General features: G+C 70.0%; 17 protein-coding genes. 5 read left to right on the forward strand and 12 right to left on the reverse strand.

What is annotated here, in order from left to right:
• Positions 1-85: 85 nt before the first annotated feature.
• The 5 genes from GCN81_RS09260 to GCN81_RS09280 all read right to left on the reverse strand — a co-directional run bounded on the left by GCN81_RS09260 (position 86) and on the right by GCN81_RS09280 (position 6,790).
• Positions 86-2,209: an endo-beta-N-acetylglucosaminidase gene (locus GCN81_RS09260; RefSeq protein ID WP_231626559.1), complete on the reverse strand. Its 2,124-nt coding sequence runs from the start codon at positions 2,207-2,209 to the stop codon at positions 86-88.
• 59 nt (positions 2,210-2,268) lie between these two features.
• Positions 2,269-3,546: a glycoside hydrolase 5 family protein gene (locus GCN81_RS09265; RefSeq protein WP_156723569.1), complete on the reverse strand. Its 1,278-nt coding sequence runs from the start codon at positions 3,544-3,546 to the stop codon at positions 2,269-2,271.
• A gap of 66 nt (positions 3,547-3,612) precedes the next feature.
• Entirely contained in the window at positions 3,613-4,506 is an 894-nt protein-coding gene (locus GCN81_RS09270) for a carbohydrate ABC transporter permease (RefSeq protein ID WP_156723571.1), read from the reverse strand.
• Positions 4,503-5,405, reverse strand: a complete 903-nt coding sequence (locus tag GCN81_RS09275) for a carbohydrate ABC transporter permease (protein ID WP_197287544.1) — start codon at positions 5,403-5,405, stop codon at positions 4,503-4,505. The genes GCN81_RS09270 and GCN81_RS09275 overlap by 4 nt, the downstream gene beginning before the upstream one ends.
• A 50-nt stretch (positions 5,406-5,455) precedes the next feature.
• On the reverse strand, positions 5,456-6,790 hold the full coding sequence (locus GCN81_RS09280) for an ABC transporter substrate-binding protein (protein WP_231626561.1): 1,335 nt from the start codon (positions 6,788-6,790) through the stop codon (positions 5,456-5,458).
• 324 nt (positions 6,791-7,114) lie between these two features.
• On the opposite strand from GCN81_RS09280, the gene GCN81_RS09285 reads away from it, so the two are divergent.
• The gene (locus GCN81_RS09285; RefSeq protein WP_156723574.1) at positions 7,115-8,242 is read left to right on the forward strand and encodes a LacI family DNA-binding transcriptional regulator; all 1,128 of its coding nucleotides are present in this window, start codon (positions 7,115-7,117) and stop codon (positions 8,240-8,242) included.
• Between the two features lie 7 nt (positions 8,243-8,249).
• On the opposite strand, the gene GCN81_RS09290 is transcribed toward GCN81_RS09285, so the two are convergent.
• A complete protein-coding gene (locus GCN81_RS09290) occupies positions 8,250-9,068 on the reverse strand; it encodes a LysR family transcriptional regulator substrate-binding protein (RefSeq protein ID WP_156723576.1) in 819 nt (272 codons plus the stop codon).
• 57 nt (positions 9,069-9,125) lie between these two features.
• On the opposite strand from GCN81_RS09290, the gene GCN81_RS09295 reads away from it, so the two are divergent.
• The 3 genes from GCN81_RS09295 to GCN81_RS09305 all read left to right on the forward strand — a co-directional run bounded on the left by GCN81_RS09295 (position 9,126) and on the right by GCN81_RS09305 (position 11,418).
• A complete protein-coding gene (locus GCN81_RS09295) occupies positions 9,126-9,518 on the forward strand; it encodes a DUF5997 family protein (RefSeq protein WP_156723578.1) in 393 nt (130 codons plus the stop codon).
• A 167-nt stretch (positions 9,519-9,685) separates the two neighbouring features.
• Positions 9,686-10,447: a dioxygenase family protein gene (locus tag GCN81_RS09300; protein WP_156723843.1), complete on the forward strand. Its 762-nt coding sequence runs from the start codon at positions 9,686-9,688 to the stop codon at positions 10,445-10,447.
• Between the two features lie 176 nt (positions 10,448-10,623).
• Positions 10,624-11,418 carry an IclR family transcriptional regulator gene (locus GCN81_RS09305; RefSeq protein ID WP_231626563.1) on the forward strand — a complete coding sequence of 265 codons (795 nt, stop codon included), beginning with the start codon at positions 10,624-10,626 and terminating at the stop codon, positions 11,416-11,418.
• 74 nt (positions 11,419-11,492) lie between these two features.
• Here GCN81_RS09305 and GCN81_RS09310 read toward each other — a convergent pair whose 3' ends face one another.
• On the reverse strand, positions 11,493-12,944 hold the full coding sequence (locus GCN81_RS09310) for a cytochrome P450 (protein WP_156723581.1): 1,452 nt from the start codon (positions 12,942-12,944) through the stop codon (positions 11,493-11,495).
• Positions 12,941-13,867, reverse strand: coding sequence for an SDR family NAD(P)-dependent oxidoreductase (locus GCN81_RS09315; protein WP_156723583.1), 927 nt, complete (start codon positions 13,865-13,867; stop codon positions 12,941-12,943). Before GCN81_RS09315 ends, GCN81_RS09310 begins: the two co-directional genes overlap by 4 nt.
• A gap of 127 nt (positions 13,868-13,994) precedes the next feature.
• On the opposite strand from GCN81_RS09315, the gene GCN81_RS09320 reads away from it, so the two are divergent.
• Positions 13,995-14,474: a nuclear transport factor 2 family protein gene (locus GCN81_RS09320; protein ID WP_156723585.1), complete on the forward strand. Its 480-nt coding sequence runs from the start codon at positions 13,995-13,997 to the stop codon at positions 14,472-14,474.
• Positions 14,475-14,530: 56 nt separating this feature from the next.
• On the opposite strand, the gene GCN81_RS09325 is transcribed toward GCN81_RS09320, so the two are convergent.
• The 4 genes from GCN81_RS09325 to GCN81_RS09340 form a co-directional block, all read right to left on the reverse strand.
• The gene (locus GCN81_RS09325) at positions 14,531-14,950 is read right to left on the reverse strand and encodes an ester cyclase (protein WP_156723587.1); all 420 of its coding nucleotides are present in this window, start codon (positions 14,948-14,950) and stop codon (positions 14,531-14,533) included.
• 78 nt (positions 14,951-15,028) lie between these two features.
• On the reverse strand, positions 15,029-17,479 hold the full coding sequence (locus tag GCN81_RS09330; RefSeq protein ID WP_156723589.1) for a KR domain-containing protein: 2,451 nt from the start codon (positions 17,477-17,479) through the stop codon (positions 15,029-15,031).
• Between the two features lie 51 nt (positions 17,480-17,530).
• Positions 17,531-23,470, reverse strand: a complete 5,940-nt coding sequence (locus tag GCN81_RS09335) for an SDR family oxidoreductase (protein ID WP_156723591.1) — start codon at positions 23,468-23,470, stop codon at positions 17,531-17,533.
• 62 nt (positions 23,471-23,532) lie between these two features.
• Positions 23,533-25,002: an acyltransferase domain-containing protein gene (locus GCN81_RS09340; RefSeq protein WP_156723592.1), complete on the reverse strand. Its 1,470-nt coding sequence runs from the start codon at positions 25,000-25,002 to the stop codon at positions 23,533-23,535.
• Between the last annotated feature and the right edge of the window lie 29 nt (positions 25,003-25,031).

Consider the following 25,031-nt stretch of genomic DNA (forward strand, 5'->3'; position numbering starts at 1 on the left):
GCTCCTTGGTGGTGCGGAGGGTCGGGAGGCCGCGGAGTCGAGGGCGGGGCGGGGGCGGGGCGGAGTCGGGGGCGGGGCTTTCGGTCTACCAGGCCAGGTTGAGGGAGGCGGGGGCCGATGGGGAGTACTGCGCGCCGATCGCGCGCACGGTGAGGCGGGTCCTGGTCTCGTCTCCGCTGCGGCGCACGGCCGGTAGGTAGCAGACGCCGGTGGTGGTGCCGCCGAGGAAGCGCCGGGCGCCGCCGGGGAGTTCCTGGTGCACCTCGTAGTGACGTACGCCGCCGGTGGGACGCCAGGCGAGGCGGACCTCGGCGGTGTCGGGCCCGGTGACGCGGGATGCGGTGACGCGCAGTCTGGTGGGCGCCGCCGGGGCCGTGGGCGCGCAGTCGCGTACGGCCAGGGCGCCCAGCCGCCAGCGGACTTGGCCGCCACCGCGCGAGGAGAGGCGCACGCCGAGGGCGTGGAGCGTGCGGATGCCGTCCAGGCGCACGGTCGAGGTGGTCCAGCCGTCGGCGGCGGTGACGATGGCGGCACGCCGTCGCCGGTAGGGGGTGCGGCGGCCGGGGCGCTGGGGCTCGGCGTGGGCGACGGCGATCTCGACGGTGACGGGAGCCGAGCCGGGGTCGGCGCGGTGGGTGATGTCCAGGAAGGTGGCGCCGGTGGGGGTGAGGCGGGTACGGAACAGGTCCAGGGTCACCGGCCGGGAGAGGGGTCCTTCCACGAGGACGCTGCTGCCGCCGTGCCAGGCGGCGCTGAAGTCGAAGCCGACGTCGGGTCGCTGTCCAGTGGTATGGATCTGCCAGCGGCGGGCGGGCAGTACGTCCTGCAGGCCGAGGTGGTTCCACTCGGCTTCGCCGGTGCGTGCGCCGTCCTCGTACCAGGCCAGGCCGTGGCCGGTGTTGAAGGTGGTGGCGAAGGGCAGCGTGGTGACGGTGGAGCTGTCGGCGACGTGCCGGGCGGCCGGGCGCCAGCGGCCTGGGCCTTCGGGGCGGCCCGGGTCGGTGTGCTGGCCGGACCAGAACTGGTCGTCGCGCGCGTGGAACTGGGTGGGGGTGCGGGTGGTGTGCGGCAGGGAGTGCAGGGTCCACTCGGGGCGGTAGTAGGCGTACGAGGTCACATGGTCGGCGTGGTCTTCGTCGGGGGCGAAGGCGTCCCAGTCGTAGCTGCCGTTCCAGCCGCTGGGTTCGACGTTCAGGCCGGTGAACAGTTCGTACGGGGAACGGCCGAGACGTCGGGCGTAGGCGGCGGATGAGGCCAGCTTCGCCGCGCTCCAGCGGAAGTCCAGGAACATGGTGTCGGCCTGGCGCTCGCCGTCTCGGTGGAAGAAGGGGGCGTTGCGGTCGTTGAGCGCGCCCTGCCAGGCGACAGTGCCCTCGATGGTGAAGGCGTCGTACCAGGTGATGGCCAGGTCGGGTGCGCCGCGGCGTAGCGCGGCCACGAAGTCGGCGAACTGGCGGCCGAGTTCCGGGTCCCCACCGGAGGTCTCGCCATTAAGGAACCAGCCGTCGAAGCCGTAGGTACGGGCTACCTGGATGAGCTTGTCGGCGAGCGGGAAGCGGCCGTAGGCGTCCTGCTGGACCAGTTCGCGGGTCCACTTCAGCAGGCCGCCGTAGGCGGCGGGCGGCAGGAAGACGTTGCCCAGGACGCGGACGCCGTGCCGGTGGGCGGCGTCGATGACGGGGGCGTTCGGGGCGAGGATGATGCCCTCGCCTGAGGAGCCGCCCCAGAAGACCAGCTCGTCGATGTACGCCCAGTGGGTGAGCGCGTAGTAGTCGGCCTTGGCCGAGCCCTGGGACGGGTTGGACGCGGTCCCGGCGAAGGAGACCAGGGCGGTGACGCGGGCCTGGTCGGCGCGGGCGGTGGTGTTGGCCGGGGTGGGCGTGAAGCGCTGGGCGAGTGGCACGGTGGCGGTGTTGAACGGCAGGTCGGGGTCGTCCTGCGGGCGCCACGTCTTGAGGCTGCGCCATACGGCGCCGGGGTCGGGCTGCTGGGTGTCGGGGAAGGTCTCGGGGAACCAGTAGGAGGCGTATGGCTGGAGGGACTCCGGCTCAGGGGCGGCGCTGGGGGCGTGGGCTGGGTCGGCGGCTTGGGCGGTCCCGGAAGTCAGCCAGGGGAGGGTGGCGGCCGAGGCGGTTGTGGCGATGAGGGTGCGTCTGGTGAGGCCGTTGGTGGCGCGCCGGGCGAGGTCACGGAGCTGGTGGTCGGACACGGCGGTCTCCTGTTCGGGCGGGTGGGGGTTGGTTGTGCGGGGTGGGTTGTGCGGGTGGGTCATGGGACGTCCCGCGGGTGGACGAGTTCGGTGATGCCTCGTGCGGCCAGGTGCTCGGGGTCCCGGGCCCGGCCCGCCAGTACGGCCGCGGCCCGCACCCCGTCCGCGGCCAACCGCATCCACGCCTCGAAGTACGCACCGCCGGGCGCGCAGACGGAGCGCAGCGGCGCGGTCTCCTCCTCCCCCGCGTCCAGTACGAGCGCGGTGCGGCGGGGGGCCGCGGCAGGCGGCGGCTGGCCGCGCAGCCGGGCGGCGAGGTCGGCCAGGACCCGCCCGGCGGGCTTGACTTCCCGGTCGGCGGTGAGGAGCCCGAGGCCGTACTCGAGCTCGGGGAAGTCGGCCAGGGAACGGGACACGTCGTGGGAGCACCACCAGGTGATGCCGTACAGGTTCTGGCAGGTCAGTGCGTGGGCGAGGGTGGCGTCGGTGAACTCGGCGGCGTGGGCGGCCGGGATGAGCGGGGCGGGCGCGCCGACCTCCTGGAGCCAGACCGGCCGGTGCGGGTCGGTGGCCCAGGCCCGGGAGAGTTCGATGAGGTACTCGGCCAGGTGGGTGGTGCCGGTGCCGTCGCGGCCGTGGCGCTGTGCGGTGCCGTTGAAGACCCAGGAGTGGATGGTGGTCATCCGGCCGATCCGGGAGGCGTGTGCGGGGGTGAAGGGGTGGCCGTCCTGGAACCAGACCGCGTCGTACTCGCTGTGGGTGTGGACGCGGCCGGGCGCGGCCCGTTCGCAGGCGGTGAGCAGGCGCTCCAGCCACTGCCCGGCTTCCTGGTAGGTGCACACGTCGGGGTCCGGGTGGGGTTTGTCGGCGAACTGGTTGACTTCGTTGCCGAGGGTGATGCCGAGGAAGCCGGGCCGGTCGGCGAGGGACGCGGCGAGTGTTTCGAGGTAGCGGGCTTCGGCATCGACCACGTCGGGGTCGGTGAACATGTTGCGGCGGTGCCAGCTGTGCAGCCAGGACGGCACGAAGTCGAAGCTGGACAGATGGCCTTGCAGGGCGTCCACGGCCACGTCCAGGCCGCGCTCGGCCGCGGCGTCCACGAGCTGACCCAGCTGCTCGACGGCGCGGCCGCGGATCAGCGTGCGGTTGGGCTGGAAGACCGGCCAGAGCGCGAAGGCCCGGATGTGGTCCAGGCCGAGCGCGGCCAGCGAGTCGAGGTCCCGGCGGACGCTGTCCAGGGTGGCGGCGTCGTCGAAGTCGAGCCAGTGGTGGAACCAGCCCCGGGTGGGGGTGTAGTTCACACCGAGGCGCGGCGTGGGCGGGGCGGAGTGGTTCATCGTCGGTCGCTGCTTCCCGGGGGTTCGAGGGACAGGCTCAGAGGCCGGTGAGTGGGGCGGTGGCGGTCAGGTCTTGAGTGACCCCTCGCCGACGCCCTTGAAGAAGAAGCGCTGGAGGGCGAAGAAGAGCAGCATCATCGGGGCGAGTGCGGCGATCGCGCCTGCGGCGATGAGCCGTTGGTCGTTGACGGTGGTGGCACCCGCCAGGGTCTTCAGGCCCAGCTGGAGGGTGTAGTTGTCGCTGCTGGAGAGCACGATCAGCGGCCAGAGGAAGTCATCCCAGGCGCCCATGAAGCTGGTGATGCAGACGACCGCGAGCGCGCCCTTGGCGGATGGCACGAATACCCGGGTGAAGCGCTGCCATTCGTTGGCGCCGTCCAGGACGGCCGCCTCCTCGAGTTCCCTGGGTACGGCCAGGAAGGCGGCCCGCATGATGAGGAGGTTGAGTACGGAGACGGCGCCGGGCAGCCAGACGCCGATCAGGGTGTCGACCAGGCCCATCGAGCGGATCGTGAGGAACATCGAGATCATCACGGCTTCGAAGGGGAACATCAGCGTCGCCACCAGCACGGTGAACACGATCTTGCGGCCGCGCCAGCCCGCCCGGGACAGGGCATAGCCACCCATGGCCGCGAAGACGCAGTTGGAGGCGACGGCCAGCGCGGCGACGATCAGGGTGTTGCCGACGTACTGGAAGAGCGGGAAGGACTCGGTGACGCGGACGTAGTTGTCGAGGGTGGGCTGGCTGGGCAGCACCCCGTCGTACACGTTCTCGCCACGGCCGCGGATCGAGGTGAGGAACTGCCAGACGATCGGGCCCAGCATGACGACCAGCATCAGGCAGAGGGTGAGATAGCGTCCGGCGAGGCCAAGGGTCAGCCGCTGTCGGCCCCGGCCGGTAGCGGGCGCGGGGCTGGGGGTGGGGTCGGCGCGGCGGCCGGGGGGAGCCAGGGTGGTCATCGCTCGTCTCCCTTCGACAGCCGGTGCCCGAGCAGGCTGAAGACCAGGGTCAGCAGGAACAGCAGGATCGATACGGCGGAGGCGTAGCCGCTCTCTCCGGCGAAGCCGAGACCGACCTCGCGGATCATGAACGGCAGGGTGCGGGCGTCGCCGCCGGGGCCGCCGCTCTCGCCGCCGAGGATGTAGATCTCGGTGAAGACGCGCAGCGCGGAGATCGCGGAGAGCGTGCCCACCAGCAGCATCATCGGTTTGACGGAGGGCACGGTGATGGAGAAGAAACGGCGCACCGCTCCGGCGCCGTCCAGTGCGGCGGCCTCGTAGAGCGTGGCGGGTACGTTCCCGAGGGCCGCCAGGTAGAACACCATGTAGTAGCCGAGGCCCTTCCAGATGGTGACGGCCATCGCGGAGAACAGCAGCACCGTGGAGTCGGTGAGGAAGGGAATCGGATCGGAGATGAACTTCAGTTGGAGAAACACGGTGTTGACCAGGCCGTCGCTGCGCAGCACCCATTGCCAGATCAGGCCGACGACCACGGCGGAGGCGATGACCGGGGTGTAGAAGGCCGAGCGGAAGAACCCGATGCCGGGGATGTTCTTCTGGACGAGTACTGCCAGCGCCAGCGGCAGGAAGACCAGCGCCGGGACCACGACGGCGGTGTAGAGCACCGAGTTGGTCAGGGCTGTGTAGAAGTCCGGGTCGTCCAGTGCCCGGGTGTAGTTGTCGAAGCCGACGAAGGTGCCGCCGCGCAGGATCTGGGCGTCGGTGAAGGAGAGGATGACGGTGTTGACGAACGGCCAGAGGCTGAACAGCACCACCATCCCGAGGCCGGGCAGCAGGAAGAGGTACGGGACCCACCAGCGCCGGTGTACCAGGCCCGTCGCCGTCTCCATCTCCTTCATCCGGCGGCGTTCTTGGCGCGTGCGCGTGCGCGTCCGCGTCATGGCGTCGGTCACTGGTCCCGCTGCTTGGCGAGGATCTTGTTGGCGTCGTCCTGGGCCTTTTTGACGGCGTCTTCGGCGGAGATGTCGCCCTTGATTCCCTTCTGCATCTGGCGCACTACGGCGTCGCCGACCTGACTGGTCCACTGCACCGGGGTGTTGGCGTCGAGCTGGGCCTCTCGCAGGAGGTCGGCGCCGGTGGCGCGGGCGACGGTCTCGGCGTCGGTGCCGTCACCGCGGTCGGCGAACCGTGGGTCGTCCAGGCCCTTGGCGTTGGACGGGTAGATGGTGGCGTGCTGGGAGAACTCGACCTGGTTGGGGCCGTTGGTGACCCACTTGGCGAAGGCGGTGGCCGCGTCCGGGTGCTGGGTGTTCTTGCGTACGCCGATCGACTGTGTGTAGATGCCGATGTGGCCGAGGGTGCCGGTGATGGCCTCGGCGACCGCCGTGTTGGCGTAGACCTTCGGGGCGTTCTCCTTGATGTCCTTGACGAAGCCGGGTGAGCCCGGGCCGAAGACCAGCTTGCCCGCGCCGTAGAGCTGGTTGATGTCGGCGGCGCCGGTGAGTGACTCCTTGGGCATGGCGCCCTTGGCGTACAGCTCCTTCATCCGCTTGACCCACTCGACGGCTTTGTCGGTGTCGAAGGTGAAGGTGTCGCCTGCCTCGTTGAGGATCGGGACGGCCATCTTCTGCCAGTCGCCGGGCAGTCGGCTGGCCGGGTCGGCCATGAAGGCGCTGTACTTGCCGCCGGACTTCGCGGTGATCTGCTCGGCCTGGTCGAACAGTTCCTCGACGGTCGTCGGCGGCTTGTCGACGTCCAGGCCGGACTTGGCGAACAGGGCCTTGTTGTAGGTGAGAATCTCCGGTGTCACATACCAGGGGTAGGCGTAGACGGCGTCGCCCTTGCCCGGGAGTTTGTACTGGTCCCAGGCGCCGGGTACGAAGTCGGCCCGGGCCTTCGGGTCGAGCCGGGATATGTCGGCGAGGATGCCACGGTCGGCGAGCAGCTGGAACGAGTCGGTGTTGATGTTCACGACGTCCGGCAGGGAGCCCGCCTGCGCGTCCGCGACGAGCTTCTCGTTGTAGCCCTCGCCGGGCACGTCCTCCCACTTGACCTTGACGTCCGGGTACTTCTCCTCGAAGGCGTCGATGACGCCCTGGACGTAGTCAGTGAAGGTCGGCTTGAGTTGCAGGGTCCGAAAGGTGATGTTCCCTTCGATCTTGCCCGTCTTCGTCGGCTGGTCCCCGGTGTCGCCGGAGCCCCCGACCCCGCAGGCCGCGGTCGACATCACGGCGGCTGCCAGGGCCGTGGCGAGGGAGATTCTGGGCAGGTGTAGGCGCTTCATGTCGCTCCTCTTTGCAGAAACCCGGCTGACACCGCCGGTCAGCGGCGACAACGTTTTCCCTGTCCGTTCCATTCGTCAATGGCGTGGGCGGGCCGAGGCCTGATCGATGCAGCCTGAATCAGCTCAAAGATCTTGCGTGAGAGGTATTGACATGCTTGATGAACTGGACTGATGCGCTTAAGTTTCGAACCCCGTCCCGGTGATATCAGTTTGATAACGGTTGACTTGATGGTGAGGGGTTGGCATTCGGCCGTATGAGGTGTTGGGTGGAGGACCTAACGCGGTTTAGCTCAGTGTGACTAATGCGCTTTAGCTGGAGGATTCATGGACGACGACGCGGGCGCGACGCCCGACGGCGCCGAGGCGGCGACGCGCCGTCCCGTACCCGTACGCCGCCCGACGATGAAGGACATCGCCGAGCGCGCCGGGGTCTCCGCGTCCGCCGTCTCCTTCGCCCTCAACGACCGGGCGGGCGTGTCCCCCGCGACCCGGGCCCGGGTGCGCCGGGTCGCCGAGCAGCTCGGCTGGCAGCCCAACAGTGCCGCGCGGGCGCTGTCCGGTGAGCGTTCCGGCTGTGTGGGCCTCGTGCTGAACCGCCCCGCGCAGACGCTCGGCGTGGAGTCGTTCTTCCTCCAGCTCGTCTCCGGGATGCAGGAAGCCCTGTCCGCCCGCCATACGGCGCTGCTGTTCCAGGTGGTGCCGGAGATGGCGGCGGAGTGCGAGCTGTACCGGCGGTGGTGGGCCGAGCACCGGGTCGACGGGGTGCTGATGGTCGACCCGCGCACCGACGACCCGCGCCCGGCGCTGCTGGAGTCACTCGGCCTGCCCGCCGTCGCCGTCGGTGGCCTCGCGCCGCGGCCGGACGCGTCCGAGGAACCTTGGCCGATCTCCAATGTCTGGGCCGACGACGCCGCCGCGATGCGCTCGATCGTCGACCACCTGTACGGGCTCGGACACCGCCGTATCGTCCATATCGCCGGGCTGGCGGGGCTCGCCCACACCGAGCGCCGCATTCTGGCGCTGCGTTCGGAGGCGGAGCGGCTTGGCCTGCGGGCGGACCAGGTGCGGTCGGTGACCACCGACTACTCCGACACCGAGGGCGCCGAGGCGACGCGCCGGATGCTGGACGGCCCGCTGGCGCCGACGGCCCTGATTTACGACAACGACGTGATGGCCGTCGCCGGGGCGTCCGTGGCCACGGGGCGCGGGGTGTCCGTACCGCGGGAACTGTCCATCGTCGCCTGGGACGACTCCCCGCTGTGCCGGGTCACACACCCCCGGCTGACCTCGCTCGTCCGCGATACCGGTGGGTTTGGGCGACGGGCGGCCGAGGAGCTGCTCGCGCTCCTGGATGGTGGCCCGATCCGCCATGTGCAGGCTGAGTTGCCGAGGCTGGAGCTTCGCGACAGTACGGCCGCACCTGCCGCGACGGCCGCGTCGGACCGTTCGTAGGCGCGTCCTACGAGCGGCGGCGCGGCTTGCCCCGCTTGGCGGGCTTCGCGGACTTGGCGGACTTGGCGGACTTGGCAGCCTTGGGGCCGCCCGATCCGCGCTGCCCGCTCTTGCCGGCCGGCTTGCCCGCCGTGGCCTTGCGCCGGGTGCCGCTGCTGGCGCCGGTGTCGGAGCGCTTGCTCTTCTGCTGGGCGGCGGGCTCGGCCGGGGGCTGGGTGCGGCCCCTCGTACTGTTGACGGTCCGGCCCCGGACGATCCCGATGAAGTCCTCCACCAGGTCGGTGGTCCTGGCCTCCGGCCACGACAGGGCGACGCGCGACACGGGGGCGTCCACGACCGGCCGGTACGTGAGGTCCCTGCGGTGGTGCAGGCGGGCGAGTGACTGCGGGACGACGAGGACACCCACACCCGCCGCCACCAGCTCGATCGCGTCCTCCGTCGTGGCGGGCCGCTCGATCGCGGGCTGCCCGGGCAGGCCCTCCCAGGTCAGGGTGTCGTCAAGCGGGTGCAGTACGACGTCGTCGGCCAGGTCGTCGATGGATACCTCATCGGCAGCCGCCACCAGGTGGTCCTTCGGGACCACGACGACCGTCGTCTCGGTGTAGAGCGGGATCGCGCTGAGATCCGTGCGGTCGACCGGCAGGCGTACGAAGCCCGCGTCCGCGCCAGCGTCTCGCAGCACGCCGAACGCTTCGGCGGCGGAAACCTGGAGCAGGGTCAGCGGGATGTCGGGCAGCCGCTCGTTCCAGATCCGCACCCATTTGGCGGGCGTCACTCCGGGGACGTAGGCGAGCCGGAACGAAGGGGTTACATCCGAGCCTGTCACCTCGCCAGGCTACCCGGCGTGGTCAGAGGTCGCGCACATGCTCGATACCCTGGACACATGACGTCGCACCAGAGCACCCAGACCATGAAGCCCGCCACCGCGGCAAAGAAACTGGGTGTGTACCTCGAGGCCACCCCCGCCGAGTTCCAGGAGGGTGTCGTCTCGCGAGCCGAGCTGAACGCGCTGCAGGCCGATCCGCCCGCATGGCTGCGGGACCTGCGGCGCGATGGCCCGCACCCCCGGCCCGTGGTCGCGGCGAAGCTGGGCGTCTCCATCGCGGGCCTCGCGCGTGGCGGGGTCACCGAGCCCCTCACCACGGAGCAGATCGAGGCGCTGAAGGAGGAGTTCCCCGCGTGGCTGCGCAAGGAGCGGGCCACCCAGGCGGAGGTCCGTCAGGAAGCGCAGCGGATCAAGGAGCGGGACGCGCAGCGGGCGGCCAAGGGCGACTGACCGTAGGCCTGGCGCCGAGGGGCCGGGCCCCGGGCACCAACACTTGAACGTTCAATCACCCTGAGGCATCCTGGAGTCTCATCGGTTTAAGGTTGAACTAACTGGTTTTGGGAGCCGTCATGGACAGCAGCACGCGACGGGGCGCTCAGAGCGCGGCCCAGCAGCGCATGCCCGCCCTGTACCTCAGCCACGGTGCCCCGCCGCTCGCCGACGATTCCCTCTGGCCCGGCCAGCTCGCCGCCTGGTCCGCCGACCTGCCGCGGCCGAAGGCCGTCCTGATGGTCTCTGCGCACTGGGAAGAGGCCCCGCTCGCTCTCGGCGCCACCGAGACCGCGCCGCTCACGTACGACTTCTGGGGCTTCCCGGAGCGCTACTACCAGGTGCGTTACCCCTCCCCCGGCGCTCCCGAGCTGGCTGACTCCGTACGCAAGCTGCTGCGGACGGCCGACACCCCCGTGCAGGACGTTCCAGACCGGGGTCTTGACCATGGTGCGTATGTGCCGCTCGTCGAGATGTACCCCGACGCCGACATCCCCGTACTGCAGATCTCGCTGCCCACGCTCGCCCCGCAGCGACTGATGGACATCGGGCGCAGGCTCGCGCCGCTGCGCGACGAGGGCGTACTGATCGTCGGCAGCGGCTTCTTCACGCACAACCTCGCGGCGCTACAGCACCCGGGGACACCCAGCTGGTCCGTGGAGTTCGACGACTGGGGGCGCGAGAAGCTGGCCGCTGGCGACATCGATTCCCTGCTCGACTTCGTCCACACCGCACCAGCCGGGCGGCTCGCTCACCCGCGCACCGAGCACTTCGCGCCGCTGTTCGTCACCCTCGGGGCGGCCGACGCCTCAGGTGAACTCGGCACCCAGCGGTCGGTCATCGACGGCTTCTGGGGCGGACTCGCCAAACGCTCCCTGCAGTTCGGCTGACCCTGCCGCCTTCTCTCGCCCCGACGCGCGCCCGCCCGGAGACCACCGGAAGCGGAATGGTCACCGGGCGACCGGTGTTGAGCTCGAAGACCGATCTACGTCCGCGCGTGGGTATCGGCCGGAGCTACCGCGAGGGAAGGAAGCACATGGCTAAGCCGGGATCTCAGGGAGGGAGCGTGCACGCTACCCGTGTCTTCAGCGTCCAGCGCGCCTTCACCGAACTCGAAGGGCAGATGCACGGCCCCGGGGAACTGGCCGAGGCAACCGGACTCGACGACTCCACAGTCCATCGGATCCTCCAGTCCGGTATCTACGACGGCACGTTCGTCCGCGAGGCGCGGGGGCTGTACCGGCTTGGCTCGGGGGCCGCACGGCTCGGCCTCAAAGCGCTCATGCACGAGCCCAACGCGGAGGTCGCGCACGCCGCGCTGGAGAAGTTACGCAAGGACACCGACGGAGGTCTGGTGTTCCTCTTCGGCCTGGCACCGTTCAGCGGCGCTCGCAAGCAGTGTCTCGACATGGCCGTCGGCGACTCCGACCTGTCCGAACTAGGCCTCAGCCACCGTACGTTGCTCCTGATGACGCAGTCCTTGCGTACGGGCGCCTCCGGCCAGGCCATCCTCGCCTACCTCCCCGAGGTGATCCAGGAGGAGGTGTTGGCCGAACCGTCGCGCGGGGAAGCGGAACGCGACTCACGGCTCGACGAGGCGGAGATGCTGGCCTCACTGAAGCAGGTGCGAGAACTGGGGGTCGCTACCGAGACGGAGGAGTGCATGCCCGGCTGGAGCTGCTGCGCCGCGCCGGTCAGCTGGGACGGAATCGTCATGGGGTCCGTGGCGGTCTTCAAACCCAGGGCGGACATGCCCCGGTGGTCCGCCTCCATGATCCATACGATCAGAAGGGCCGCCGCCGAGTTCACCCAGACCGGCGACTGGGGCGGCTGGACGTCCAGGTCCCCTCGTACCGTGTGAGCCGTCCCCGCCCTTTCCTCGCCCCCGTCCTCCCCGCCCCGTCGCCGCGACAACGGGGCGGTCGGTGACTCCGTCTACGCCTGCTGGCCCGTCCCGCCGGTGACGGGACAGCTGAGCGCCTCCGCCGCGGAGGTCTCCCCGGTGGCCGGGGCCCGATCCGGTGACGTCCACACCACGCGCTCGCGCGAGGTCAGGCGCACCATCACATCCTTCAAGGGGCGCAGCGAGATCACCGGCGAGCCATACCGCAGCGCATGGCCGGGGATCATGCTGACCTTGAACCGCTGGTTGATCATCGCCACGATCGTCCGCAGTTCCAGCAGCGCCATGGAATTCCCGACGCACTGGCGCGGCCCCGCGCCAAAGGGAAAGTACGCCATGCGTGGCCGCTCCCTTACGGCAGAGGGCGTGAATCGGCTGGGGTCGAAGGCCAGCGGGTTGTCCCAGTAGCGGGGGTTGTGGTGCGACACCAGCGGTGAGAGGAGGACCGAGGACCCCGCCTCGATCGCGTATCCGTCCAGGGTGTCCGGGCCGGCCGCGGCGCGCGGGAAGATCCAGATGGGCGGGTGCATGCGCAGGCTCTCGTCCACGACCCGCTGCGTGTACGCGAGTGCGTCGGCGTTCTCCGCATCGGGCGGCCCGCCGCCCAGGACGCGCTCGACCTCGCTGTCCAGCTCTTCTTGTACGGAAGGGTGGTTGGCGATGGACAGGAGCGTCCAGCAAAGCGACACCGCGGTCGTCTCGTGGCCCGCCAGATAGATGGTCAGCAGCTCATCCCGGATCTGCTGGTCCGTCCAGGGCTGGCCCGTGGCCGGGTCCTCGGCCTGTTCCATCAGGGAGATCAGCGGTCCTTCGCCGGTGCGCGCATGGCTGCCCCGCACATCGGCGACGATCTTGTCGAAGACCTGGTGAATACGGGTGATCTTGCGTTTGCGGTCGGTCGGCAGCCAGGAGGGCAGCATCTCGGATGCCGTACCGCGCCGGAACATCACCTCGACCACATCGTCGACGATCAGCTTGAGCACCCGGGACGAGGGTTTGATGTCGTACGCGAACAGCGAGCGGCTCAGCGTGACGAGGGTGAGCTTGAGCATCTCGGCCATCAGGTCCACGGGCTCGCCGCGCTGGGCCTTGACCTCCCACTCGTCGAGCATCTCGTGGGTGGCCCGCACGACGTTCGGGATGATGTCGAGGACGGCGTTCTTCAGGAACACCGGCTGGACCGCCCGTCGGTGCCCGCGCCAGAACTCGCCGTCCGAGGTGAGCAGCCCCTTGCCCATGACCACGCCGAACTGCTCGTACAGGGGGCCGCGCACGTAGTTTCCGTGATTCTTCACCAGCACCTGGTGCACCGCGTCGGGCCCGGTGACCTGGTGGACCGTCATCGGGCCGAGCCGCATGCGCACGACATCGCCGTAGTCACGTTGCAGACCCAGCAGGAACTCGGCGGTGTTGCCGCGCCAGGAACCGAGGCTGCCCAGCAGAGGGACGCCCTTGGGGCCAGGGGCGACGGCGGCTGTGCTCATGACTTGTCTCCTTGGTGTCGTGGCTGTCGGGGCTCTGGCCCCACCCGCGGGACCGGCCTGCGGCCGGTGTTCCGGGGCACCGGGAACGCGCGCCGCACGAAGAGGTTGTCGAAGACGACGTCCGGGGCCAGCCGCCGCAGGGCGAGGGTGCTGTGGGCGAGGAAACCGACCGGGTAGCGGGCACGCGGGCGCGGGCTGCGGGCCACGCGTTCCACGGTGCGGGCGACGTCGTCAGCCTGGATCGCGAAGGTGCCGGCGAGGGTGCGGCGGCTGCCCGTGTAGATCGCGTCGAAATACTCGGCCGTACGGCTGCGGAACTCCGCGTAATCCTCGCTCACGGGCTTGAAGTTCGCGATGTACGTGGCGCCGAACTCGGTGGTGCGCACGGGACCCGGCTCGATGAGGGCGACCCGGACCCCGAAAGCGGCTGTCTCCAGCCGCAGCGCGTCGCTCAGTGCCTCGACCGCGTGCTTGGACGCCTGGTACACGCCGCCCCCCGGGACCGCGTAACGGCCGAAGATCGAGGAGACGTTGACAATGGTCCCGCTGCGCGCGGCGCGCATCGCGGGAAGCACCAGCTGGCTGAGCCTGGCAAGACCGAAGACATTGGTCTCGAACTGCCGCCGCATGTCGTCGAGACCGGCCTCCTCCACCACACCGGAGAGTGCGTACCCCGCGCTGTTGACCAGCACCCCGACCGCACCGTGCGCCGCTTCGACCGTATCGACGGCCTCACGCATGCTCTCTTCGTCCGTGACGTCCAGCCGCAGGGTCCTGATGCCCTCGTCTGCGAGCGGCTTGAGGGTCTTTGGCCTGCGCGCCGTGGCGTAGACGGTCATTCCCGACCGGTGCATCCGCAGGGCACAGGCGCGGCCGATGCCGGAGGAACAACCGGTGATCAGCACGGATGGTGGTGCTGTCATTACCTTCTCCTTCTCGCTACCTCGACTGAAATTCCAATACCGTGGTATCAATGGTCACGCCGCAGGGCATCATTCGGGGAGGCATGTTGCTTTCACATTCGCCTCCCCCTTCGAAGGGAGCTGTTCCGTGTACCACCGAATCGTCAAGTTAAAGCTGCGCAAGGCATTCGCCGACATCAATGCAGGGAATTGGCAGTCCATGGTGGACACCTTGGCACCGAAATTCACGTACGTGTTCTACGGGGAGCACGCGCTCTCGGGCGAGCGCCATACGGTCGAGGCGATGAGCCTGTGGTGGCAGCGGGTCTTCAGGCTGATCCCCGACGCTGATTTCGAGCCGTTGGAGATCATCGTTTCCGGCGGCCCCTGGCTGACCAAGGTCGCCACTCGGGTACGGATCGGCGGACCTCTCCCGGACGGCAGCCGCTACGACAACACCATGACCCAGTTCCTGTACCTCAAGTGGGGCAGGATCACCGAGATCCACACGCTGGAGGACACCGTCGTCCTCCAGCGCGCACTGGACGCGATCGCCGCCGGCGGCAACGCGGAGGCCCATGCCGAACCGATCACGGATGAGTACGCGCGCTCCGTCCGGCACGGCTGAGGCCCGGCGCCTGCCCCGCGAGGCCCCGGCGCCCGGCGGCGCCGGGGCCTTCGCTGTCAGCCCAACGCCCCGAGCTGCTTGGCCAGTTCGAGGCCATCCAGCGAGAACCAGCTCTCCACGATCAGCCCGTCGTCAAACGCGTCGATGACGATGCCGCTGACGGCGAACTCCCGCCCGAGCGGCGGCACTCCCTCATAGGGCTCTCCGGTGTGCGTACCCCTCGCGGTGAACCGGCTGACGACCTTGTCGCCTTCCAGGATCCAGTCATCGACCGTCACCTGGAGGTCGGGGAAGGAGGCGCGCTGGAGCCGCACCCACTCCTTCAGGTGCTCCACGCCCTCCTTGCCGTTGGGGGCGGTGCCGTGGCTGATGTGCCCGTCACCCGCACCCTCGTAGATGACGTCGAGGTTCCCCTTGTTGAGGCACTCCTCGTAATAGCGCTCCAGCACGGCCTTGTTCTTCAGCAGGTCCGACATATCAACACTCTCCCATATCTCTCGACATCTTCTCTTCGTCACGTCTTCGTCACGAAACGACTGCTCGAAAGGATTCGGTCAATCGATTCCGATGGGTCCCCGAAGGCCTGAAATCGTCATCACGGGAAGTCCCGATGGCACACTTCTCGCCTTCCAGACACCCAGTGCGGGATCTCCCTCGACATGAGAATTCCCGCACTCCTGCGAATGGACCACAATGCGCCCTATTACCAGTGGATCGACGGCGACGGAGAGGGATTCCCCGAGCCTGGCGCATGCCCGCACCACGTTCTCCAGTACGGAGAAAGAGAGCGCCGTGCGCGGTACATAGTGCGTGGCCCACAGGTCGTTGGGCGCGCACGGCGGCACCTCGGCGACCCGGCGGCCGTCCGGCTCCTGGGACCAGACCGCCGCCGGCACCACCGAGGACCGCCACTCCAGCAGCGGGGGCCCCGAGCGCCAGGTCGTCGTCCGCACCACATCGGGCCGGGGCAGGGAGGGCGAGCGGATGCCCCCGGGTTCGTAGACGATCCGCAGGCTGGCCTCCGGCTCCGTCCCGCCGGCACCGTCGCCCGGTCGCCGAAAGCGGACCTCGGCCACCCAGGTGTCCCCCTGGTGCGCGCCGCGCACCTCCCGCTCCCAGAGCGTGCCAGCGTCGAGACGCATCAGCTCCAGCGGTACGACCACCTCCTCCAGGCAGGCGACGCGCAGCACCGGATAGTCCTCCGGAACGACCCACTCCGCCCCCCGTACCGCGCTCTCGAGCAGCACGCTCACCGGTACCGTCGGCACGCCGTCCACCAGGAAGTCCCGCAGGACGGGGGCCGTTTCGGGATCGAAGGTCACCCGTGAGACCAGCCGGGTGTGCGGCCGGAACTCGGCGACCTCGCCGAGGTGGAAGATCCTCGGGTACGTGCCAGTGAATCCGGGCAGATCGGGTACGACCGGGTAGTCGGTGGCCTGGCCGGGGCTCATCGCCCCGCCCAGCGGCCCGACGAACGTGACCTCGCCCTCAGTTCCGGCAAGGAGCTCGCCCTGCCACTTCGCGAGGCCGTCGGTCACATCAAGGGCAGCCATGTAACGCAGCGTGGCCGAGAAGTTGGCGATCAGGCCGATGCGGTCCCAGGTCGGCCAGGCAAGCGTCATGACGGGGAAGCCGACCTGGCGGCCCGCCCAGTGGCCCAGGCGCGCCAGGCCCTCGTTCGCCGCCGCGTACTCCAGCTGGCCGACCATCCCACCGAGCCTCCCGGTGAGGGAGCCCACGTTGCAGAAGAACTTGAGATCGTGGCCCCGCAGTTCCTCCAGGAGATGGACGAAGCCGCCGATCTTGGTGTGGACGGTGCGCAGGATGTCGTCGTCCGACTTCTTGGGCAGCCGGGCCGCGATGTCCACGCCCGCGTTGTGCACCACACCGGTCAGCCCGGGGCCTTCCCTGTCCAGCAGGGCGCGCACCTGCTCCCGGTCGGTGAAGTCGCACCGGGCGTAATCGACCCGTAGTCCGTCTGCCCGCGCGCCGCTGATGTTGGCGGCCAGCTCCCACAGGCGGCGGTGTCGTGCGATGTCCCGCCGGATGTCGGCCAGCGGCCGCCCCTGACGACGCTGGGCCCACAGCTCCTTCTCGTACGCCTTGAGTCCGGCCTCATCCACGCCGAACCAGGGCTCGTCCGGTGCCGGAAAGGGCTCCCTTCCCGTCACCACGACCCGCGTGCCGTACGTTCTGGCGAGCGTGCGGGCCAGCTCCCAGCCGATGCCGCGCCCGCCGCCGGAAATCAGCACACAGTCGTCGGGGCCGAGAGTGACGGTCGGTTCCCCCACGGGCATGGCGACCGGCGTGAGCGTCAGTCGCCGTCCGTCCCGGTAGCCGACCTCCAGCTCGCCCGGGCGCCCCAGCTCCGCCGCGATGATCCCGGGCAGTTCGTGCGCCGACGCGCGGCCGGTGTCCACCACGCGCGCGTTGCAGTTGGGCAGTTCGCGGTGGAGCGTCTTGGCGAGCCCTGCCCAGACGCCGCCCAGCGGTTGCGCCAGGTCGTCGTGCGGGTGCTGGCCCATCCCGCCGCCCAGATAGGTCACGGCCAGGTAGAACAGCCGCTGCGCCGAGGTCTCCGACGCCCAGTCCTCGTACTGCTCCCGTAGCGCCGCGACCGTCCTCAGCAGGGGGCCACTCCACGCGTCCGCCAGTCCGTCGGCTGGGGACGCGCCCGTGGAGGCAGGGCCCAGCGTGAGGTCGACGATCGCGTCCACCGCGCCGTCGCCCGGCAGGGCGGATGCCCCGCCAGCGGCCTCGTGCCGGCGTACCCGCGCTCCGCGCGCGCTCAACTCCCGCTCCACGGCGGCGGCGTCACTCGGGCCGCCGCCCAGCAGCAGGACCCGCATCCCGGCCAGCCGCGCGGGGTCGGCCGGGCTCTCCGGCAGGCTGGTGAGCTGCCACTCCATACGCGTCACCGGCTGGACAGCGCCGTCAGGGGACGTGGGTCCCGGCACGCCAACGGGTGCGTGCGGCGCCCGCCGCTCTTCCCGTACGGACAACATGGGCTGACTCCTTTCTTCCTCGGTTCTCTGTCAGTCCTGTTTCGGTGGCGCTCAGTCGCGTTCGGCGGCGATGGCCTCCCCGGTCCTGGCGTCGACGTAACCGATCAAGGTCGCCCGCATGTCCTTCATCTGCAGCAGCATCCGGCCGTCGGCGCGGGTGGCCACGAACCGGTTGTCGACCCGGTCGGACGCCAGGTCGAAGCCGGGCGGTGTCGCGTAGAGCTCGATATGGTCCCGCCCCGCCGACAGGACCTGGTCGTTCGTCTCCTCGTACAGGTCGATGCGCCTGATCGACAGCGGAGCGGCGACGGGAATGAGGTGGTCGTCGACCAGCTCCAGGACCCCGACCCTGGCCAGGCCGTCCAGCAGGATGCTCGGGACGGTGAAGCGCGAGAACGCCGGGTCGTCCGCCGGGAGCCGAAGGGCATAGCGGGCGCGTTTGCCCTTGGGGTGGATACGGGTGTCGCTGGTGGAGACGAAGGGACCCGTCAGCTTCACCGGGGAACCCTTCTGGTGGTACGGGTCGGGGACGGGGATGTCGTCGGCGGTGTCCCAGGCCTCCCAGCGCGGGGCCGCGGGGAAGGCATCGGCGAGCAGCACCCGGACCGTGAAGTGCACCCGGTCCCGGATCAGCACGACACCTGTCGGGGACACCACGTCCTCGGTGATCCGCACGTCGACGACGCTCGTGTCACCGGGTGCGTCGACGCGTTGGGCGGTCAGCCGCTTGGGGCCCGTCCGCAGGTCGCGGTAGACGCGCAGGAAGTGCTCGAAGCGCAGGTCCTCGAAGGCGATGACGTGCTTGCCCGGGACCAGGTGCCGCGCGGCCTCGGCGGCCAGCTCGGTGACGAACGTCCCGGGCAGGGTCGGCTCGCCGCGTACCGTGTGGTGCTCCAGATAGGCGTCGGTGTTCAGGTCGAAGGGGCACTCGAAGACCGCGTGATCGCTGTCGGACTCGATCGTGCGGCGCAGGAAGAAGCCACCGCCGCTCTCGGAGGCCGAGGCCAGGTAGCCGGGGTAGAAGTCCTCGACCGTGGCGCGCTCGGCGTCCCCAAGGTGGACGAGCGAGGGCCGCCGCACGGGTGCGTGCAGTTCCTGGACGAAGTGGTGCACGCCCTCGTGGACCGGCATGCTGCTGTAGGAACCGGCCCGTTCGTAGTACGCCTTCGTCAGCTCGTCGGCGCCCATCCCCACACTGGCCCACAGGGTCCAGCCGATGGTGAACTCGTCCTGCCGTGATGTGGCTGCCGCATGGGTCGCCGCGGTGCCCAGGAAGTCGTTGGCGGAGGCGTAGTCGGACTCGCCGAGCTGTCCGAAGTAGCCGAGCAGCGAGCCGAAGTTACACCACAGCCGGGGCGGGGCGGCGCGCAGCGCGTGCTTCAGATGGAGGTAGGACTCGACCTTGAGGTCGCGGATGGCGGTGAACTCCCCGAAGTCCTTGTCCCGGATGAGCGCCGAGCGCTGGAGCCCGGCCGCGTTGACGAGCAGGTCGATCCGCCCCTGTTCGTCGAGGACTTGGCCGATGGCCTTCTCCACTGCCGCGCCGTCCCGCATGTCGCAGGTCAGATACGTCACCCGGCCGGCTCCGCTGTGCTCGGCCATCGCGTCGAGGTTCTGCCGGGCCGCGCGGGCGTTGAGCAGCCGGTCGAAGGCCTTGCTGATGTCCGCGACCGTCCGGCCGTCGCCGTCCTTGGCGCGTTCGGCTGAGATGTACGCCGCCCGGCCCGCCGCGAACTCCTCGTCGCTCCCGGCGAATACGGAGGCCGGATAGCTGTCGAGTGCGTTGCTGCCGAACACGTAGATCCGCGGGCCGAAGTGCCTGGCGACCGCCTTGAGTACCTCGGCGGTGATGCCACGGGCGCCGCCCGCGACGACGACCACCGAGTCCCGGTCCAGTACCGCACCGGACGCCGTGTCCAGGACGTTGGGCTCCTCCCGCAGCCGGTACGTCCTCCGCACGCCGTCGGCGTCCACGACCACCGGGAAATCCCGGTGCGCCCGGCTCTCCTCCGCCACCAGCCGTACGGCGTCGGCCGGGTCGTTGCCCGAGGTCAGCAGGCCGAAGCTGGTGCTGCCGGTGAGTTCATGGCCCGCGCTCTTGAGCAGGCCCGTGAAGAGGCCGGAGAACGGGTGCGGGACGCCGCCGGGCACCGCGTCGAGGAAGAGCATGACCAGGGAGGAGGCCGAGGTCGACAGGGATTCGTGCAGGTTCTGTACAGCCAGGAACACGGCGTCGTGCAGGGCGAGCAGGGGCGCCGCGCCCTCCGTGAGCGGCCGCCCGGGCGGTGCGGTGCGGCCCAGATCGCTGAACACCCTCAGGTGCCTGACTGGCCGGCCGCTACCCGCCAGTGCCGCGGCGACCGTCTGCGGGGTCACTCGCTCCACGTGGTGCCAGCCGGGGCGGGGATCGGTGAGGGCCACCGTGGAAATGACGGTCAGCTCAGCGTCCTGGTCCGCTACTTGTCGGAGCAGGCCGGGGGCGTCTGTGACGACGACGGCTCCGTCCGGCAAGAAGGGCTCCGCGTCCCGTACCCGCCGGAGCGGGACGTCCTCCAGGGCCGGGACCTGGCGGCGTACGGTCAGCGGCGTCCCGTCGCCGGTGTGGGTTGGCGAGACGAAGCTCTCGGGCAGCTTGCCGGTCACGGCGGTGTCGGACGTCTGGTTCCCGCGCCCCTGTGGTGCGACGGTCAGGCGGAGTCGTACGCCGGAGGACTCCCCGCTCTCGTCGCGGCGGACCTCCACCGTGCCCGACGGCCCGTGCAGGGCCTTGAGGACAGCGAGCCCGCCAGCCGCGCCCAGGTACCGGGCGTACGCGGGGGCTCCGTACGGCACGGTGGGGAGCTCAGGCGCGGTGCCGGGCTCGGCCCGCGCGGCCCGGCCGTCAAGCGGCTCGTCAACGTAGGCGAGGACGGGAAGACCCGCGTTCCGGGCGTGCTCCTCGGTGGTCAGGGCGAACAGGACGGCGCCCTCGGCCAGTTCGCTTTCCTTTTCTGGGAGCAGGTCGCCGATCAGCGCCCGGTACTCCGGGAGGCTGTTGCCGTTGATGCCGCCCGCGAGCGCGAAGTCCAGCTCGCCGGTGCGGAGGTAACGGCTGGCTGAGGTGATCGACGAAAGGGCGGAGGCGAAGCCGGAGTCCATGGTCATGTTCGGGCCGTGGAGGTCGAAGTAGTTCGCGACCCGCGCGGAGATGATGTTGGGCATCTGGCCCGGAAACGCGTCCTCATTGGAGGCCGGGATCACCGCCCGGACCTGCTCGCGCAGCCGGTCCAGCACCTTCGCCGCTTCAGCCGAGTCCGCCAGCGGCGAGTCGGCGAGCGCCTGCCCGGCGTCGTCCAGGTAGCACCGGTTCGCGTACAGCATGGCTGCCCTGGTCGGGCCCATGTGGCCAACGAAGACGCCGGTCTTCGCGGCCTGCGCGTCCCAGAACTCGGGTAGCTGGTCCCGGAGTCGGTGGGCGCACCGCAGGATCATGAGCTGGCAGCGGTCCAGTGCGCGGATCGTCTTGGGCGGCAGCCGGACCTCGTTGAACGGAGGCGAGGGGTAGGTGTCCCCGAAGGTGTCCAGCGGCTGCTGTCCGTCGGCGAGCCAGCGCGACACCTCGTCGTCGCCCGTCATGCCCGGCAGGTGGGAGGACCAGCCGACGATGGCGACGCGGCTGTCGGCGTCCGGCTTCCTGGTGGCCGGGATCATCCGGTCCCGGCGCCGTGCGGCCTCGGCTGCGTTCTCGCCGACGTCCTCGCCGACGATGAGGTGGGCGTTGGTACCGCCGAAGCCGAAGCCGGACACGGCCGCGAGCCTCCGCCGGTCGTCGGTGGGCTGGGGCCACCGCGCCGCCTCCGCGGGGATCTCCAGGCCGGTCTCCGCCAGCCGGAAGTCCTCACGGGCGTGGGTGAATCGGTACTGCCCGGGGATCGTCTGCTGCTGGAGGCCCATCAGGTTCTCGATGAGCGAGACGACACCCGCGGCCCAACCGGTGTGTCCGATCAGGGACTTGTTGGATGTGACGGCGGTCGTCGCGTCCGTTCCGAAGTACTCGCGCAGGGTGGTGAACTCGGCGAGGTCACCGGCCGGCGTGCCCGTCGCATGCGCGTTGATCCACCGCACATCGCCGCCGTCGACGTCGCCGCCCTCCAGGGCGCGCTGTACCGCGAGGGCCTGGCCTTCGGAGTTCGGGGCGTAGATCGCCTTGCCCTTGCCGTCGGACGAGGACCCGAACGCGCGCAGCAGGCCGAGCACGCGGTCACCGTCCGCGCGCGCCTTGCTCAGGCGTTTGAGTACGACGAGCGCCGCGCCGTCGGCGAAGACCACCCCGTCGGCGGCCTCGTCCAGGGCATGCACGCGCCCGGTCTTGGAGAGCCCCTGGAGCTTCGAGAAGAGCACGGTGCCGCGTGGCGCCAGGGCGAAGGCCCCGCCGCAGACGGCGATGTCCTGCTTGCCCATCAGCAGGCCCTTGGCCGCGATGTCGATGGCGTACAGCGAGGAGGAGCAGGCGGTGTCGACCATGTGCAGCTCGGTGGATGGGGGGAGGATTCCCTCCATCGCCAACTCGCCCACGCGGTGGGGCAGGAAGCGCGACGGGGTCGTGCCACCGCGCCAGTACCGGCGGCTGAGCGCCGCGTCGATGCCCTCGCTCAGTTCGTCGCGCGCCCCTGCGGGCAGGTCGAGTTCGTCAACGATCCCGTGCGTCAGCCGGGTGAGGCTGCCGAGGACCCCGGCCTCCTCCAGGTGCTGGCTGCCGTCCGGGGTGTAGCCGACCACGAAGGAACAGGCGTCAGTGGCCTCGTAACGGACCCCGTCGAGCGCCTGCACCAGGCTGTGCCGTAACCACTTGGTGGTCAGCTCCTGCTCGTCGGCACCGCCGTCCATACCGTCGAGGGCGCCGTCGACTGGCTCGAAGTCGGTGATGAACACACAGTGATCGGCGTAGGCCTTGTCCTCGGCCGTCACGTCGGCTGAGTGGAAGTTCTCGTGGTGCCAGCGGTCCTGGGGGACCTTGGTGAAGAGCTCCTCACCCGACATGCGGAGGTTCCAGAACTCCTCCGGGCTGTTGGCACCCCCGACGGCGAGCCCCATGCCCACGACGGCGATGGGATCGTCGCCGAACTCCTGCTCGGCCTCCGGCTCGTGGTCCGCGTCGGCGACAGGCCGGGGGGCCGGATCGAGCTCCGGTGCGGCCTCCGGTATGGCCTCCGGCACGGGAGCCGCCTCGGCTTGTGGGGGCGACAGCAGAGCCGCGCCGAGCGTGAGGCCACCGTCGGCGAGGATCACCTGGCCGGTGATCCAGCGCGCGTCGTCCGACGCCAGGAACGCCACGACGGTGGCGAACTCCTCGGGCCTGCCGAGCCGTCCGAAGGGGGTGGCCCGCGCGATGACCTCCTGCATCTCCGGGGCTCGAGGGAATTTGTCCGCCACCTCGCTGTCCAGCATGGCCGCGGACGCCGTGTTGACCCGGATACCCAACGGCGCCAGTTCCACGGCCAGATACCGGGAGGCCGCCTCGGCCGCGGCCTTCGCGGGGGCGCAGGCCAAGTAGTTCGCCATCACCATCTGTGAGCTACCGAGTGCGGAAACGGTGACGATCGAGCCGCCGCCGCCCTTGGCCATGAGCAGCGCGGCGGCGCGCGCGCAGCGCAGCCCGCCCTTGTAGTTGGTTTCCAGCGCCTTGTTCAGGTGGTCGTCATTGATCTCTTCGAGCGGGAGCAGCGCGCCGTCGGCGGCGCTGTTGACGAGAATGTCGAGCCTGCCATGCAGCCGGTCGACCTCCGCGAACATGCGGTCGACCTGCTCCTGCCTGGCAACCGACGCTCGCACGAGATCGATCCGGTAGCCTTCCGCGACCAGTTCGTCACGCGTCCGCTTGGCCTGGTCGTGCGAGTGAAAGTAGTTGAGGACGATGTGGGCGCCTCTCGCGGCGAGTTCGCGCGCGATGGCCTTGCCAATCCCTTTCGACCCGCCGGTGACCAGCGCCACCTTGCCTGTGAGGTCTTTCATGGAGCGTGTGCCCTTCTGCTGCTACGGGAGCGGGGAACCGGTCAGGAGCCGACGGGACGTTTTCAGCCCGCCGTGACGGAGCTCTGACCGGCCAGCTCCGCGAGCACGAAGTCGGCGATCCGGCCCAGCGTGCTGTGGTCCGCGAGCCGGAAACCCGACGTGCGCGGCGGCAGCCCGTAGTGCTTGGAGACCCGGGAGAGCAGTTCGACCTGCTTGACGGAGTCGACGCCGAGCTCGGCCTCCAACTGCACGCCGTCCTCGAAGACCTCCTCCGGGTACTCCAAGGCCCCCGCGTACAGGGTCCGGAGCTCGGCGAAGACCGCGGCACGGTCCGGGGCCGCCGAGGCTCCCTCCGCGCTGGCCGGGGACGCCTCTTGTCGCGGCTCAGCGCCGGTGGCGGCTGTCTCCGGCTGGAAGGCCGCGAGGTCGTCGGCGATGCGCCGGACGACTGCCGCGCCGTGTTCGTTCCAGTACGCCTCGAACACGCGCACCGGCACGGAGGGAGCCAGCAGTGCCGCGAGGTTGGGAGTCGGGTCCGCGCCCCGCAGGGTCTCCAGGGTGGCGTCGAGCGCGAGCTGCCCGTCTCCGCCGACGGCGAGTGTGGCGAGGGAGCGCACCTCCGCCTCCTTGGTCAGGCGGGTGACCAGCTTGGACAGCGCCGCACGACCGCCCACCTCCACAAAGGTGGTGACGCCCTCGTCCTGGAGGTGACGGACGGCGGTGGCGAAACGGACCGGCTTGACGAAGTGCTCCGCCAGCAGGTCGGCCAGCGCGTCGTCGGGCTCGTAGTACCGCTGGAGAATCGGCGAGTACACCGGGAGCAGCAGCGGAAGCTGGTCCAGCTTCCTTACGTACTCGGCGAATTCAGGAGCGGCGGACGCCAGCGCCGGGGTGTGGAAGGGGAAGGGCGCGTCGATCTCGATGGTACCGATGCCCAGCTCTCCGGCGATGGCCACCACCCGGTCCAGGACCTTGCTCGGGCCGCTGACCACGGTCTGCTCGTCGTGGTTCTCGGTGGCGACCGCGAGCAGTGGGTCGTCCAGCAGGTCCAGGAGGCGCCGGGCCCGGCCCGCGCCGGCGGACAGGGCTACCATGCGGCCGTCGATGCCGTTCTGCCGCTGAATGACCTCCACGCGCTGCACGACGATGCGTACGCCGTCCTCGATCGAGAAGGCGCCCGCGGCTACCAGCGCGGTGATCTCACCGAGGCTGTGCCCGGCGAGGACATCGGGCCGTACGCCCCGGGCGGCCAAGACCTCGTAGGCGGCGAGGCCCGCCCCGTAGATGGCCACCTGCGAGACCCACGGGTCGCCGTCGAGTAGTTCCCGCAGGTCGGCGGCCTCGCCCGGGCCGAAGAGCGCGTCGGTTATTCGCCGCGAGAAGAGGTTCATGGTCTCCGCGTCGACCCGCTCGAAGATCTCGCGGACCTGCGGGTAGTTCGCCTGCGCCGCGCGGAGCGCGTCGCCGTCGAATCCGCCTTGGCCGGGGAAGAGAAATGCGGTGTTCAGCTGTGCGGAAGTGTTTCCGGACATGATGATGCCTCCGTCGTGAAGCGGGATGA

The sequence above is a fragment of the Streptomyces apocyni genome (assembly GCF_009739465.1).
Lineage (GTDB): Bacteria > Actinomycetota > Actinomycetes > Streptomycetales > Streptomycetaceae > Streptomyces > Streptomyces apocyni.